This is a genomic window from Rhizobium sp. NXC24, from assembly GCF_002944315.1.
In the GTDB taxonomy this organism is placed as follows: Bacteria; Pseudomonadota; Alphaproteobacteria; order Rhizobiales; family Rhizobiaceae; genus Rhizobium.
This window is the reverse complement of record NZ_CP024311.1, coordinates 3,861,225-3,876,149: the sequence shown is the minus strand read 5'-3', so window position 1 is coordinate 3,876,149 and position 14,925 is coordinate 3,861,225. Positions and strand designations below refer to the sequence as shown.

The 14,925-nt window shown below is 61.6% G+C and carries 14 protein-coding genes and 1 pseudogene; 7 read left to right on the top strand and 8 right to left on the bottom strand.

The genetic code is table 11. The annotated features are described in order from the left end of the window. Nucleotides 1-33 precede the first annotated feature (33 nt). Complete coding sequence (locus NXC24_RS19050; protein WP_104824713.1) at nt 34-888, top strand: glycosyltransferase; 855 nt, start codon at nt 34-36, stop codon at nt 886-888. On the opposite strand, the gene NXC24_RS19045 is transcribed toward NXC24_RS19050, so the two are convergent. Both NXC24_RS19045 and NXC24_RS19040 read right to left on the bottom strand, forming a co-directional pair. Continuing rightward, a complete protein-coding gene (locus tag NXC24_RS19045) occupies nt 855-2,057 on the bottom strand; it encodes a glycosyltransferase family 4 protein (protein WP_104825255.1) in 1,203 nt (400 codons plus the stop codon). The genes NXC24_RS19050 and NXC24_RS19045 overlap by 34 nt on opposite strands. A 287-nt stretch (nt 2,058-2,344) precedes the next feature. Next, nucleotides 2,345-2,581: an Lrp/AsnC ligand binding domain-containing protein gene (locus NXC24_RS19040; RefSeq protein WP_034522129.1), complete on the bottom strand. Its 237-nt coding sequence runs from the start codon at nt 2,579-2,581 to the stop codon at nt 2,345-2,347. A gap of 178 nt (nt 2,582-2,759) precedes the next feature. Between NXC24_RS19040 and NXC24_RS19035 the strand changes: the two genes are divergently transcribed. From NXC24_RS19035 to NXC24_RS19025, 3 genes are all read left to right on the top strand, one after another. Further along, entirely contained in the window at nt 2,760-4,043 is a 1,284-nt protein-coding gene (locus NXC24_RS19035) for an FAD-binding oxidoreductase (RefSeq protein ID WP_104824712.1), read from the top strand. Nucleotides 4,044-4,131: 88 nt separating this feature from the next. Continuing rightward, nucleotides 4,132-5,667 carry an aldehyde dehydrogenase family protein gene (locus tag NXC24_RS19030; RefSeq protein ID WP_104824711.1) on the top strand — a complete coding sequence of 512 codons (1,536 nt, stop codon included), beginning with the start codon at nt 4,132-4,134 and terminating at the stop codon, nt 5,665-5,667. Between the two features lie 89 nt (nt 5,668-5,756). After that, complete coding sequence (locus NXC24_RS19025; protein WP_104825254.1) at nt 5,757-6,746, top strand: Ldh family oxidoreductase; 990 nt, start codon at nt 5,757-5,759, stop codon at nt 6,744-6,746. 50 nt (nt 6,747-6,796) lie between these two features. On the opposite strand, the gene NXC24_RS19020 is transcribed toward NXC24_RS19025, so the two are convergent. The 5 genes and pseudogenes from NXC24_RS19020 to NXC24_RS19000 form a co-directional block, all read right to left on the bottom strand. Then, nucleotides 6,797-8,122 (bottom strand): glucoamylase family protein, encoded by a 1,326-nt coding sequence (locus tag NXC24_RS19020; RefSeq protein WP_104824710.1) that lies wholly within the window; start codon nt 8,120-8,122, stop codon nt 6,797-6,799. Nucleotides 8,123-8,279: 157 nt separating this feature from the next. Continuing rightward, complete coding sequence (locus NXC24_RS19015) at nt 8,280-8,495, bottom strand: TetR-like C-terminal domain-containing protein (RefSeq protein WP_104824709.1); 216 nt, start codon at nt 8,493-8,495, stop codon at nt 8,280-8,282. A 171-nt stretch (nt 8,496-8,666) separates the two neighbouring features. Next, nucleotides 8,667-9,230, bottom strand: a complete 564-nt coding sequence (locus tag NXC24_RS19010) for a TetR/AcrR family transcriptional regulator (protein ID WP_104824708.1) — start codon at nt 9,228-9,230, stop codon at nt 8,667-8,669. Nucleotides 9,231-9,234: 4 nt separating this feature from the next. Beyond that, the gene (locus NXC24_RS19005; protein WP_104824707.1) at nt 9,235-9,699 is read right to left on the bottom strand and encodes a nuclear transport factor 2 family protein; all 465 of its coding nucleotides are present in this window, start codon (nt 9,697-9,699) and stop codon (nt 9,235-9,237) included. 82 nt (nt 9,700-9,781) lie between these two features. After that, nucleotides 9,782-10,643 (bottom strand): annotated as a pseudogene (locus tag NXC24_RS19000) (DMT family transporter). A 106-nt stretch (nt 10,644-10,749) separates the two neighbouring features. Between NXC24_RS19000 and NXC24_RS18995 the strand changes: the two are divergent. Then, complete coding sequence (locus NXC24_RS18995; protein WP_104824706.1) at nt 10,750-12,168, top strand: PLP-dependent aminotransferase family protein; 1,419 nt, start codon at nt 10,750-10,752, stop codon at nt 12,166-12,168. 63 nt (nt 12,169-12,231) lie between these two features. Here NXC24_RS18995 and NXC24_RS18990 read toward each other — a convergent pair whose 3' ends face one another. Further along, the gene (locus tag NXC24_RS18990; RefSeq protein ID WP_104824705.1) at nt 12,232-12,516 is read right to left on the bottom strand and encodes a hypothetical protein; all 285 of its coding nucleotides are present in this window, start codon (nt 12,514-12,516) and stop codon (nt 12,232-12,234) included. 239 nt (nt 12,517-12,755) lie between these two features. On the opposite strand from NXC24_RS18990, the gene NXC24_RS18985 reads away from it, so the two are divergent. Both NXC24_RS18985 and NXC24_RS18980 read left to right on the top strand, forming a co-directional pair. Beyond that, nucleotides 12,756-13,412, top strand: a complete 657-nt coding sequence (locus NXC24_RS18985; protein ID WP_104824704.1) for a response regulator transcription factor — start codon at nt 12,756-12,758, stop codon at nt 13,410-13,412. Further along, the gene (locus tag NXC24_RS18980; RefSeq protein ID WP_104824703.1) at nt 13,409-14,788 is read left to right on the top strand and encodes a HAMP domain-containing sensor histidine kinase; all 1,380 of its coding nucleotides are present in this window, start codon (nt 13,409-13,411) and stop codon (nt 14,786-14,788) included. Before NXC24_RS18985 ends, NXC24_RS18980 begins: the two co-directional genes overlap by 4 nt. The last annotated feature ends 137 nt before the right edge of the window (nt 14,789-14,925 follow it).

Below are 14,925 nucleotides of genomic sequence, written 5' to 3'. Positions count from 1 at the left end.
TTGGCTGTCTTGCCGCTTGTTCGGGAGTCCTCTTTGTTCAGCCTCATCGTCTGTACGATCGACCGCTTCGACCAGTTGGAACGACTGTTTCAGTCGCTGATGAGTCAGCGTCACAGGGATTTCGAGGTGGTCCTTGTCGACCAGAATCCTGACGATCGGCTGTCGGAGCTGATCGGAAGCTTCTCGCCCTTCTTCATGATCCGCCATGTCCGCTCGGCCAAGGGCCTTTCGCGGGCACGCAACAACGGAATGGCCGCCGCGAATGGCGACTATGTCTGCTTTCCCGATGATGATTGCTGGTATGAGCCCGATACGCTGGAGACGGCGGAGCGGCTGTTTGCCGCGCACCCGGAGCTTGCCATCGTCACCGGTCGTACACTCGATGCCGACGGCTTGGCCTCCGTCAGCCCGACAGGCGAAACGTCGCTTGCGGTGACGCGCTGGAACTATCTGAAATGCGGCAACTCCAACAGCATTTTCGTGCGCCGTGCGGCGCTGGCCGCCATCGGCGGCTTCGACGAGAATCTCGGGGTCGGCTCGGACTCGCCATTCCAAAGCGGCGAGGAGGCGGATTTCCTGCTGCGTGCTCTTGCTGCAGGCAAGCGGCTGATGTTCTTTCCGGAATTGATCGTCCACCATGATCAGGTCACCAGCGAATATGGCCCGCGGCAGATCGAACGGGCGCGCAAATATGGCCGCGGCTTCGGCGCGCTGATGCGCAAGCAGCGCTTTCCGCTCGCCTATGTCGGCTACCGCCTGTGCAGGCCTGTCGCCGGCTGGCTGGCAGCGCTGGTGCGATGCAGGGTCGATACGGCGCGTTACAAGCGCGCCTGGCTGATGGGCATATTGGAAGGCTATGCGACCTGGCCGCGATGGCGCAGCGGTTGAGGCCGTTCGCCCCTTGGCGTCATGGCTTCGGCATAGACATCCACATAGCGTTGCGCGACCTCGTCCCAGGCATAGGCGCGGGCGTCATGAATGAGTTCTTCTCTCAGGCCCAGGCCTTCGGCACCGAGACGCGCGAAAGCGGCGGCTAGGGCATCGGCGGCGGTTTCCGGATTGGAAAAATCGGAAAGCATTAGCGTCGGATGGGTTTCAGCGAGCGCCTTGTAGGCATCGTTTGTGTGCAGCACCGGCAGCAGGCCGGCACTCATCGCCTCGATCGCCACCAGGCCGAAGCCCTCATATTCGGAGGCGGAAGCAAAAAGCGAGGCGCGGGCGATAACGTTGCGGATGGCGCCATTGTCAATCGACACATGCAGCGAGACATGGCGGCCAAGCTCGCGGACGGCGATTTCCTTCTCCAGCGCCGGCTGATCGAGATCGGAGACGGCACCGATAATGTCGAGATGCCAATCCGGATCGCGGGCGGCGAGCACCTTCATTACGTCAAGCATGCGGTCAAGCCGTTTGTTGACGGAGAAGCGGCCGATAGTGACGATGCGGCGGCGGGCTTCGAGCGCGGCGCAATTGGCGAATTTGCCGACATCGGCGCCGTTCTCGATCAGGCGGGTGCGGCTGGCGGCGATGCCGGAAAACAGCCGCTCGTCCGACAGGCTGCAACAGACGAGCTCGGCATAGGCAAGGGCCGAAAGCCGGGTTGCGGTGTTGAACCAGAGCTTCTTGATGGCGGCATATTTCGGCGTATGGAAGAAGCCGCCATGGGTGGTGGCAACCATCGGGCGGCCATGGAACAGCTTGCCCCAGGCAAGCGCGTCGAAGAAGAAATCGACGGCATGGACATGGATCAGGTCGGCATCGGCGATATGCTTGAAAACCTGCGGCGCCAAGGGATAGCGGCTGGAGCCGGACCAGGGGATGCGGACGATCTCGATATCATCGATGGTTTCGGCCGGTACAAGTTTATGGGTAGGATCGGAGAACAGGCTATTGCAGGTAACGACGCGGACACGATAGCCGCGGCGGATCAACTGCCGGCAGAGGTTGGCGACCACATCTTCCAGCCCGCCCTTGTTGGGCAGGAACTGGCGCACGACATGCACGATCAGCGGTCCCGAGGCATTCTGTGCTTGAATATCCGAAATAGCCGATGTCATTGACCCGCCCTCGATCTTTGGCCGCACAAAGCCGCGGCGATCAGGCGCGCGAAAGCGCCGTCTCTTGATCGGCGCAAAGCACACCATCTTGCTGGTTAAAAAGAGCTTAATTGCGGACGAGGGATCGCGCCGTTTCAAGCAAGAAGGTTAATATCGGAACATTCCGTCAGGGAAGGTTGGGCTTGTGCATGGCCCCTCACCCTTGCCCTCTCCCCGCACGCGGGGACAGAGTTGGGGTGAGGGGTCATCTCGGAAAGAGCGGCATAACTCCTCCTCAGCCGGACCTCTCAAAACGCCCGAAATGTCAGTGTGGTCAGCGAGCGGACGATGCCCGGGATATTGGCGATGTTGTCGTTGATGAACTTGCCGATATCCTGCTCGTCCTTGATGTAGACCTTCAGCAGCAGGTCGTAGTCGCCGCTGGTGGAATAGAGTTCCGAGACCAGCTCCGTCTGGTAGATCGCGTCGGCGACCTCGTAGGTCTTGCCGGGTGCGCATTGGAGCTGAACGAAAATGGGCTTCATGAGATTGTCCTGACTCTGTCGCGGCCGCGATGGCGGCCGGCGCTTTGCTCTATAATGGTCGAAAGCGGCGTGGCCATGCAAGTTTTTCTCTATCCACCGGATGTCGCGCTTGCCGCTTCCGCAAGTCGGGAGGTGGCGCTAGATTGACGGGATTCTTTTAGCCAACCGGATCGACTCGATGCTGAATGACCCTCGCTCTCACGGACTTTGGGAGAAGACTGCTCCGCCGCCGCCTGCGACCGGGCCGCTTGCAGGCGATGTTTCGGCCGACGTGGTGGTGGTCGGCGGCGGCTATACGGGGCTGTCCTCGGCGCTGCATCTGGCGGAAGCCGGAACCAAGGTGGTGCTGCTGGAAGCCAATGAAATCGGCTTTGGCGGCGCGGGGCGCAATGTCGGTCTGATCAATGCCGGCATGTGGGTCATGCCCGACGACCTGCCTGGCGTGCTGGGTCCCGTCCATGGTGAACGGCTGCTGGAGCTTCTTGGCGATGCGCCGAAGCTGGTAATGGCGCTGATCGAGAAACACGGCATCGCCTGCGAGCTGGAACGCAACGGCACGCTGCATTGCGCCGTCGGGTCCGAGGGACTGAAGGAGATCGAAGAGCGTGCCCGTCAATGGGGCAAGCACGGTGCCCCGGTCACCGTGCTCGATACGGACGAGACGGCGCGGCGGGTGGGGAGTTCTGCCTACGCGGGAGCGTTGCTCGACATGCGCGCCGGTACGCTGCAGCCGCTCGCCTATGTCCGCGGCCTGGCGCATGTGGCGGCCACGGCCGGCGTTGTGATCCAAACCGGCAGCCGCGTGACGGCGACCGAGAGGAATGGCGGGCGGTGGATCGTCAAAACCGCCGGCGGCAGTGTCAGTGCGGATTGGATCGTCGTCGCGACGGATGCTTACAGCACCGGTCCCTGGCAAGAGGTGCGCCAGGAACAGGTGCATCTGCCCTATTTCAATTTCGCCACCGTACCACTTGGCGACAATCTGCGCAGATCGGTGCTACCCGGTCGTGAGGGCGCGTGGGATACGAAGGAAATCCTGTCGTCCTTCCGCATGGACCAGGCCGGCCGCCTTGTCTTCGGCAGCGTCGGCGCATTGCGCAATACCGGGCTTGCCGTCCACAAGAACTGGGCGCGTCGTTCGCTGAAAAAGCTGTTTCCGCAGCTCGGAGATATCGCCTTTGAAAGTGAGTGGTATGGCAAGATCGGCATGACCGACAATGCCTTGCCGCGCTTCCACAGGTTCGCGCCGAATGTCGTCGGCTTTTCCGGCTATAATGGGCGCGGCATCGCGCCGGGCACGGTGTTCGGGAAGATATTGGCCGACCATATTCTCGGCCGAGTTTCCGAAGCCGACTTGCCGCTGCCGGCGACCGATCCGCGCGAGCACGGCTTCCGTGCGCTGAAGGAAATGTGGTACGAAGCCGGCGCCCAGGCTGCGCATTTTGTAGGCGCGAGGGACTAGAGCATCCTATCGGCTTGGTGATTTCACCTAAAAGCGGGATGCTCCAGGGACGGGAACCGGACCATCATAACAAGAAGAGGAAGATGACATGACCGCCACACTCGATCTCGCCGCCGAGACCAGGGCAGTCCTGACCGAACTCGGCGTTACCGCCGATCGCTACACGGGCGGAACACTTGCCGTAACCTCACCGGTAACCGGCGCTGAAATCGGCCGCCTGAGGGAGCATTCGGCTGCCGAAGCGAAGGCTGCGATCGACAAGGCGCATGAGGCGTTTCTTTCCTGGCGTGCCGTGCCGGCGCCGAAGCGGGGCGAGCTGATCCGCCTGCTCGGCGAAGAGCTGCGCATCGGCAAGGCGGCGCTCGGCCGTCTCGTTTCCATCGAAGTCGGCAAGATCACCTCCGAGGGCCTCGGCGAAGTGCAGGAGATGATCGACATCTGCGATTTCGCCGTCGGCCTGTCGCGCCAGCTCTATGGCCTGACCATAGCCACTGAGCGCTCGGAACATCGAATGATGGAGAGCTGGCATCCGCTGGGGCCGATCGGCATCATTTCCGCCTTCAACTTCCCCGTTGCCGTCTGGTCGTGGAACGCGGCGCTCGCCATCGTCTGCGGCAATTCCACCGTCTGGAAGCCATCGGAAAAGACGCCGCTGACGGCGCTTGCCGTACAGGCCATGTTCGAAAAGGCGCTGAAGCGCTATGTCGTCGAGGGCGGCGAGGCGCCGGCCAATCTCTCGACGCTGATCATCGGCGGCCGTGATGTCGGTGAGGTGCTGGTCGATCATCCGAAGATTCCGCTCGTTTCGGCGACCGGCTCGACAGCCATGGGCCGCGCTGTCGGTCCGCGTCTCGCCAACCGCTTCGCCCGCGCCATTCTCGAACTTGGCGGCAACAATGCCGCGATCGTCTGCCCAACGGCCGATCTCGACCTGACGCTGCGCGGCGTCGCCTTTTCCGCCATGGGAACGGCCGGCCAGCGCTGCACGACGCTGCGCCGCCTCTTCGTGCATGAAAGCGTCTATGATCAGCTCGTCCCACGCCTGCAAAAGGCCTATGGCTCGGTCACCATTGGCAATCCGCTGGAAACGGACACGCTTGTCGGCCCGCTGATCGACAAGCAGGCCTTCGAGAAGATGCAGGCAGCCCTCGGCCAGGCGCAGTCGGCCGGCGGCAAGGTGACGGGTGGCGAACGCGTCGAAAACGGCGCGGCCGATGCTTTCTACGTCCGTCCGGCCCTGGTCGAGATGCCAGCCCAGACCGGACCGGTCGAGCACGAAACCTTCGCGCCGATTCTCTATGTGATGAAGTACAGTGATTTCGACGAGGTAGTGGCGCTGCACAATGCCGTGCCGCAGGGCCTGTCGTCGTCTATCTTCACCAATGACATGCGCGAGGCGGAAGCCTTCGTCTCGGCGCGCGGTTCGGACTGCGGCATCGCCAATGTCAATCTCGGCCCTTCCGGCGCTGAAATCGGCGGTGCTTTCGGCGGCGAGAAGGAGACCGGCGGCGGCCGTGAGTCCGGCTCGGATGCCTGGAAGGCCTATATGCGCCGGGCGACCAATACTATCAACTACGGCAGGACATTGCCGCTGGCGCAGGGCGTCAAGTTCGACGTCGAGTAAGACGAGCGTCGCAATCCTTGCGTTGCGATGAGGAGGGCATGGGCGTAGAAACGTCTTCGCCCTCCTTCATCATTCCAAGGTCGCTCACCATGCATCTGTCGCTCGCCGAGGCCGAAACGCTGGTTGTGGAGGCGCTGCAGCGAAATCGAGTCAGTGCGGAAAACGCCCGTTCGGTGGCGGTCGCCCTCGTCGCGGCGGAGGCGGCCGGGCAGGGCGGCCATGGTCTGCGCCGCGTGCCCGCCTATGCCGGGCAGGCGAAGATCGGCAAGACCGACGGCTTCGCCAAGCCACAGCTCCTTCGACCCTATCCTGCCGTGCTGCGCATCGATGCCGGCAACGGCTATGCCTATCCGGCGCTCGATCTCGCCGTTGCCGAGCTTTCCATTGTTGCTCGCGAACAGGGGATCGCGCTGGCGGCCATCAGCCGCTCGCATCATGCCGGCGTCATGGGCCTGACGGTCGAGCGTTTTGCCGATCAGGGGCTGGTGGCGCTGATGGTCGCCAATGCGCCGGCCTCCATGGCGCCCTGGGGCGGCAAGAGGCCTGTCTTTGGCACCAATCCGATCGCCTTCGCCGCGCCGCTGCCGGACGCCGATCCCATCGTCATCGATCTCGCACTGTCGAAAGTGGCGCGCGGCAAGGTCATGGCCGCCCGGCAGAAGGGCGCGCCGATCCCGGCCGATTGGGCCTACGACCGCGACGGCAAGCCGACGACCGATGCTGAGGAAGCGTTGGCCGGCACGATGATCCCCGCCGGTGAATCAAAGGGGGCGGCACTGGCCATGATGGTGGAGATCCTCTCCGCCGGCCTGACCGGCGCCAACTATTCTTTCGAAGCTTCGTCGCTGTTCGACGATCAGGGTTCGCCACCCGCGCTCGGGCATACGATCATCGCCATCAATCCGGCGGCGATGAGTGCGGGCGATACGGCAAAGCGGCTGGCCCTGCTGGCGAGCGAAATCACCAGCGATCCCAATGTCCGCCTGCCCGGCCGGCGCGGGCAGAACTCACGACGCCTTGCGCTGAGTGAAGGCATCAGTGTCGAGGACGAAGTGATTGCCGCGATAGAGAGGCTTTGAGCCGCCGACGGTGATGGTCGGGTGCCTGACGGCTACCCGCGATCCACAGATCAGACGATCGCCGGCGCCGTCTGCTCTTCGTTCAGCCAGCCGCCGATAAAGCCGGCGCGTTCGAGGCCACGGCGCAGGATCGGCGATTGCCGCATCAGGTTCCAGATCAGCCCGCTGCGCTCATTTTCGATCATCATCACGAGCAGGCCCTGGTCGATGGCGACCGAGCGGTCGTCCACCCAGCCTTCTGGGCCTGGGCCTCTGACGCTGGGGTTGAAGCCACCGGGAAAGCGGCCGTCCAGCAACAGGTTCGGATAGGTGGAAAGCAGGGCCTTGGTGCCGTCGAGGGCGGCTTGGCGGTCGAACGGCAGGCAGGATAACGGGCCCCAGGGCGCGATCGTACCGTCGTCGGGACCGAGCGGCGCGCCGCGGGCGGCATAGCCGAGAACCTTAGGGCTGTAACGCCGGCTGTGCTTGGTGCCGGTCGGATTCGGGCCGTCACAGGCCGAGAGCCCCCAAATGTTCTTGGCATAGCCGACGAAGTGGCCCGGGTTGCGGTCGGTGTAATCGCGCTGAACGGCGATGGCCGTCTGGGTGTTGCGGAAATAGTCCGTGTCCTTGTCGGCCACATGCCGGTCGGCGATGCCGCGAAAATCGATCCAGGCGTGAGAGAAGAGATGGATGAACAGCGGCCCGGCATAGAGATAGGGCGTGTCCCTGAACATCATCCAGGTATAGGTCGAGGCGAAGGCGTCGTAGCTCGATGACGGTATGGGATGGCTGGGCGAAGCGAGTGCCAGCACGTAAAGAAAGATCGCCTCGTCATAGCCCTGGTAGCGCCAGCGCAGGAAACCGCTGCTCGGCTTCCAGCCCATGCTGATCGTCTTGCCCTTGTTCAGCGCCCAATGCCAATCGCAGCGCTCATAGAGAAACTGCGCCTGTGTGCGAATGTCCTCTTCGTTCTGATCGGGGCCGTTGAAATAGGCTGCCGCCGTCAATACGCCGAGCAGGAAAAGGCCGGTATCGATGGTGGAGAGTTCGCTGTTCCAGGCCCGGTTGCCGGTCGCCATATAGAGGAAGTGATAGTAGAAGCCGCGATGACCGGTGGCGCCTCGCTCTTCTCCCTGCTGGCTTTCGGCGAAAAAGTTCAGCGAGGTCAACACGCGCTGGGCCGCATCCGCGCGGCTGATCCAGCCGCGTTCGACGGCGACGGGATAGCTCGACAGCGCGAAGCCGACGGCGGCGATGCTGCAATGGCTCGTCTTGATCGAAGTATCCGCCACCAGCCCATTTTCCGGATTGGTGTAAAGCATGAAATAGTCGAAGGCCGAACGTTGCAGACGGTCGATCAACGCATCGTCGGTTTCGTTGGTCTGTTGCAGCATTGTCTGATCCATCTCCTCGGCGCCCCCCGGTTTCTGCTGAGCATAGGAGCTCGGACAGTTGCAAATCAAAGATGATTAATGCTGCCACGCTTTTGTGGACGATTGTTTAAAATCGGAGCACCCGTCAGATATACTAGCAGCGGCTGCCTCGAGAAGCTTAATCATCTACGACGCGGATGGCCGAAAGCATCGCGTCCAGCAAACTATCCGCCGTCTCGTCGCCAGGAAGCGATCTGATCATGCCGTCCAGGCGTCCCTCGAGCCGCAGCATAGCGAAGCCATGCACCAGTGACCAGAGGGCCGTCGCCTGCGCCGCCATCTGTAGCGGCGGCATCGATATGTCGGGTGCGCGGGCGGTGGCGGATGGTTTCATTGGCCCGACCGTAGCGCTGTTCCTGGCCGCGCTTGTTTCCTTCGTTCTTTGCTACGCGACCGGTTCATTCTCGGCAAAGTGCCAAAAATTCTGGATATCGGCACGACGATCCTGTTCTGCGGCCTTGCATTCTGGACAGCGGAAGAAGCGGCAGAACAATAGGCAGCCGGGTCACCCCAACTTGGCTTCCACCCGCTCCCGCCACCGTCGAAGCGTTCGCCCAAAAATCGCGTCGTCCCCCAGCGCTCTCGCAAGTATCAGTGCGCCCTGGATACCGACTACCGCTTCTTCGGCGAGCGCATTTGCTTCTGCCGTCTTGAGGCCCGCTCTCGTCAAAGCGCCGGCAAGTGCTTCGATCCATCGGTTGAAATAGGTCTGGATCGCCGCTGCGAAACGGTCGCGTGTTTCGTCGAGCGCGAAGGCGCCGATGAGACAGATGCGATGGCCGGAGCGGAAATAAGTGTCTGTTGTCTCCCACATGCGGGCAATGGCGGCGTGCGGTTCGTCTTCTTCGAGCGGCTTGAACATCTCGTTGACGAACCAGGCGTCGATATTGGCCATGATCTCCGCCGCCATCTCCTCCTTTCCGCCGGGAAAGAAGTGATAGAGGCTGCCCTTCGACAGTTTGGTACGCGCCGTGATGTTGCTCATCGATGCACCCTCGTAGCCGAGTTCACGAAAGACTTCGGCAACGAGGATGATGGCGTCCGATTTTTCGAAGATGGTGCGTGTCATCGTCTCAGAGTCCGAGATCGGAAAGCCCTGGATGGTCGTCCGGACGGCGGCCGAGCGGCCAATGGAATTTCCGGTCTTCTTCCTTGATCGGCATGTCGTTGATCGAGGCAAAGCGGCGCTGCATCAGGCCCTCGGCGTCGAATTCCCAATTTTCATTGCCATAGGAGCGAAACCAGTGGCCGCTATCGTCGCGCCATTCATAGGCGAAACGCACGGCGATGCGGTTGCCGTCGAAGGCCCATAGTTCCTTGATCAGCCGGTAGTCCAACTCTCTGGCCCATTTGCGGGTGAGGAATTCGACGATTTCCTTGCGGCCGCGCGGAAATTCGGCGCGGTTCCGCCACTGGCTGTCTTCGGTATAGACCTTCGAGACACGTTCGGGATCGCGGCTGTTCCAGCCGTCTTCGGCCATGCGGACTTTGGCGTTAGCGGTTTCGCGGGTAAACGGCGGCACGAGTGGGGTGGCCATAGCTTGCTCCTTTTGGACCGATAAGATTATTCTAGACCGATCGGTTTAGTAGAGCAAGAGCGAATTTGATTTTCTCGGGAGGCTATCGCGCGAATTTCTTTGCGCCCATGACACAGGCGACAACGCCGAGCGTCACCGCAAGCATGGACCAACTGACGCTTTCCTTCAGCAAGGTAGCGGCGAGCGCCAGGCCGAAGAAGGGCTGCAGCAACTGCAGTTGCCCGACGGCAGCAATGCCGCCCTGTGCTAATCCGCGATACCAGAAGATGAAGCCAATCAGCATGCTGAAGAGCGAGACATAGATCAGGCTGATCCAGGCCGGCTCGCCGATGCCGCCGATCGCCTGCGGCATGGTGAAGAGGCAAAGCGCGATCATGACCGGCAGCGACAGGACGAGCGCCCAGGAAATGACCTGCCAGCCGCCCAGCCGGCGCGACAGCACCGCGCCCTCGGCATAGCCGAGCCCGCAAACGAGGATTGCCGCCAGCATCAGCAAATCGCCGACCGGCGAGGCGGAGATACCTTGGGCCAGCGCATAGCCGCAGACGATGGCGCTGCCAACGGCGGAAAATATCCAGAAGGCCGGCCGCGGCCGTTCACCGCCGCGCAATACGCCGAATATGGCCGTGGCAAGCGGCAGCAACCCGATGAAGATGATCGAATGCGCCGAGGACGTGCTTTAGCGCCAGTGCCGTCAGCAGCGGAAAACCGACGACGCATCCAAGTGCCACGATGGCAAGAGGGATGATATCGTTGCGAACCGGTCGCTTCTCCCGAAATGCGAGCAGCAGGCACAACGCGAGAATGCCGGCAATCGCCGCGCGGGCGACCGTCAGGAAGACGGGATCGAAATCCATCACCGCCACCCGTGTTGCCGGCAATGAGCCGCTGAAGATCAGCACGCCCGTCATTCCATAGATCCAGCCGCTTGTCGTCTTGTCCATTCCGATGCTCCAAGTTTATCGGCCGGTATCGGCGAAGTCGGCTGGTCATTCCAGAGACGGCGCAGTACAATTTTTGCAAACTGTTATGGTGTGGGGTGCAGTACGGATGAACGATACCATTGTAACGAATGGGGCCAGCGGCACGCGCATCGAGGTCGTGATGGCGGCGATTTCCAATCGCATTGCCGCACGCAGCCTGGTGCCGGGGGCGCGGCTTCCTTCGGTGCGCAGCTTCGCCAGGACGATGCAGGTATCCGTTTCCACCGTGGTCGAGGCTTATGAGCGGCTGGCGGCCGAGGGCGTCATCCGCTCGCGGCCCGGTTCCGGCTTTTACGTCTGTGGGCCGCTCGCGCCGCTTTCCCTGTCGGAGATCGCTCCGCCGCTCGAACGCGATGTCGATCCGCTCTGGATTTCGCGGCAATCGTTGGAGGTGGACGATGCTGTGCTGAAGCCCGGTTGCGGCTGGCTTCCGCCCTCCTGGATGCCGAAAGCGGCGCTGCGTCGAGCGATGCGAACCCTGGCGCGGACCGGCGGGAGCGACATTCTCACCAACTATGGAACACCGCTCGGCCTGCCGCCGTTGCGGCAGCTTCTGGCACGGCGCATGGGCGAACACGGCATTACGGCGTCGCCTGATCGAATCATGCTCATGGAATCCGGCACGCAGGCCATCGATCTTCTCTGCCGTTTCCTGCTCGAACCGGGCGATACCGTGCTGGTCGACGATCCCTGCTACTTCAATTTCCACGCTCTCCTGCGGGCGCACCGGGCCAATATCGTCGGCGTGCCCTTCACGCCGACAGGGCCGGATATCGAGCGGTTTGCCGAGGCACTCGAAAGACATAAGCCGCGCCTCTACATCACCAATTCCGCCGTTCACAACCCAACCGGCGCCGCATTGTCGCCGGTGACGGCGCATCGCCTGTTGAAGCTGGCGGATGCTTCCAACCTGATCATCATCGAAGACGATATTTTTGCCGATTTCGAGCACGTGCCGGCGCCGCGGCTTGCCGCCTATGATGGGCTCGATCGGGTGATCCATATCGGCAGCTTCTCGAAGACGCTGTCGGCCTCGGTGCGCTGCGGCTTCATCGCGGCGCGGCGGGATTGGATCGACGGCCTTGTCGATCTGAAGATCGCCACCAACTTCAGCGGTGGCCAATTGGGGGCCGAGCTGTTGTTCTCGGCCCTGAAGGACGGAGGCTATCGCAAGCATATCGAGGCGTTGCGAGTCCGGCTTGCCAAGGCCATGAGCGAAACCATCTCCCGATTGGAGGCAATCGGCATCACGCCCTGGCTGAAGCCACAGGCCGGCATGTTCCTTTGGTGCCGGCTGCCGGAGGGGCTGAATGCGGCCGACGTCGCCCGCGCCTGCCTCGCCGAAGGCATCATCCTGGCACCCGGCAATGCCTTCAGCCAGAGGGATGCGGCAAGCAATTTCCTCCGCTTCAATGTTGCGCAATCAACGGATGCTCGCATTTTCGAGGTCCTGGCGGCGTCGATGCGGAGATTGGGGGCCGGATGAGCGGCGGCGTTCCCGCTCCGGTCCCAGGCGATGACAATCCGGCCAGCGGGAGTGCCGGATGCATTACTTATGCAGCATCTTCAAGGCGTCGATGAAATAGCTGTTGGCGCCGGAATAGTCGTCGGCCTTGCAACGCTTGAGACCCTCAGCCACCAGGGCGCTTGCCCGCTTTCTGTCGGCGGCGCTGATCGCCGATGTCTTCAACCCATTATTGATACTCTCCACCATTTTGGCGCATGGCGCGGAATTGCCGCTTCCCGTGGTTGCGGTGTTCGCGGCGAAGGCGGTGAAGGAAAGGGCGAAGGTGATTGAGATCAGCGACGGAACGACAAGAGCGAACGTTTTCATGTCCCTGCAGCCTCAGCTCCGCCCGCAGTCTACGGACAAGACATGCAGACCAAACGTCTTTGGATAGGGTCGAATGCCGAGAGAGGGATGGGAAAGACAATCGGACACTGGGAAGCAGCTCTAATACGCTCTTGCAGGTCTTGCTGAACTTAAGCATCACAGTATAGCTCCGCCACAAGGCCGCTTCAATTGCGGTTCACATCGGCTTTCTAATCCCCGTTGGCAAAATGAGATCGACCGTGCGTGTTCTGCTTGTTGAAGACGACAATATTCTCGGATCATCCCTCAAGAAGGCTTTGGAGAAACACGCTTACGGTGTCGATTGGATGCGCGATGGCGAGTCCGGTCTCGAAGCTGCGCAGCATTCGCATTTCGCGGCTGTTATTCTCGATATCAACCTGCCGCAGCTCAATGGCATGGAGGTGCTGAGAGGCATTCGACAGCGGGGCAATGCGGTGCCGGTTTTGCTGCTGACTGCGCTCGATGCGGTACGGCAGAAGGTCGAGGGGCTCGATGAGGGCGCCGATGATTACCTGGTCAAGCCGTTCGATCTCGACGAACTGCTTGCCCGCCTGCGCGCGCTGATTCGCCGCCGCGATGGGCGAACCGAAAGCCTCATACGATGCGGCGATGTCGAGGTCGACCCGTCGGCGATGGTCGCCCGCAAGGGCAGCGCGCAGGTTCATACCACCGCCAAGGAATTCCATCTGCTGAAGCTGCTCATGGAGCGCAGCGGCCGATACGTGACCAAGAACGATATCGAATATGCGCTTTACGATGCCGAGAACAGCGTCGAAAGCAACGCCATCGAGGTGACGATCTACAACCTGCGCAAAAAGCTCGGCACCGATTTCATCAAGTCGATCCGCGGCGTCGGCTACATGATCGAACGATGATCAGGTCCACGCTAACCCGCAAACTCTTCTTCAGGATAGCGCCGGTCGTGGCGGTGACGATCGTGGTGATCGGCGCCTTCGCGTTCAACAGCGCAACGCGCGAGATTAACAATATCTACGATGCCCAGCTCATCGATGACGCGAACGTTATCTGGAGCTTGCTGCGTCGCCCTCTGGAAAGATCGCCGGACCGCTCTCCGAAGAAGATCGACGACATCGACTTCAACATGGACAACCAGCTATCCTTCAATGAGGACGCCGACGACTATGCCGACGCCCACATGTTTCGCGCCTGGGTGGATGGCCGTATTCGCTTCTACAGCAGCACGGCGTTCCAGTCCGATGTGCCGCAGCAGAAGGTCGGCTTCACCACGCTCACCTATAAGGGAGAGGAATGGCGGGTCTACTCGCTGCCGATACCGAACACGACCATCGTCATGGAGATCGGCGAGAAGATCGCCCTGCGGGAAACGTTGGTCTCCAACATCCTGCTCAATCTCTTCTTTCCGCTGCTTGTGCTGGTGCCGGTCATCGGCTTCCTCATCTGGCTTGGCATCAACAGCGGCCTGCGCACGATCCACGGGCTAGTACGCCAGATTCGCACCCGGTCGCCCGACGATCTCTCCGCCATCCCTGTCCAGGGCCTGCCGCGTGACCTCTTGCCGCTCGGCCGCTCAATCAATCAGCTTTTGGAGAAACTCGGTCACTCATTGACCCTCGAGCGGCGCTTCTCCGATCTTGCGGCACATCAATTGCGCACCCCGCAGGCGAGCGTGAAGCTGCTGCTGCAGATGCTGGGCAACACCGACAGCGAGCAGGAACGGCAGACGATCATCGCCGACCTCGTGGCCAGCAACAATCGCGCCACACATCTGATCGAGCAATTGTTGCGGCTGGCCAGGGTAAGCCATCATCCCCTCAATCCGACACCCGTCCCGCTCTACCATATGGTGGCGTCTGTTCTGGCGGAATTCGGCAATATCATCACCAGCAGGCAGCTTGATGTCCTGCTGGAAGGCGACGAGACGGCGCAAGTCAAAACGGATGAATCGCTGCTGCGCATGATGATCGGCAACCTCTTGGACAATGCCATCAAATACACACCCGTTGCCGGCAAGATCGAAGTCGTGATCTCCTCTGAAAACGCGCTCTGGCTGATATCGATCAGCGACAGCGGGCCCGGCATACCGCCCGATGAGCGTGCTGCGGTCTTCCAGCGATTCTATCGGCTCAATACGCTTCACACTGAAGGGGCCGGCCTCGGTCTTGCGATCGTCGCCGATACGGCCGACCGGCTGGCGGCCTCAATCCAGCTATTGACGCCGCGTTGGGGCACCGGCCTGCGGGTCGATCTGCGGTTGCCCAAAAACCAATAGAGCGACCCCTATATACCCATCCGAGCGCTCGGTGCTCATCGCTGGACGGTTCAGCTTTTCACGAAGTCGTGGGGCTGCTCGTTTTTCATTTTCGCATCATCCTGCCCTCATGCCTGGCTCATCCGTGGTTGCTAAAC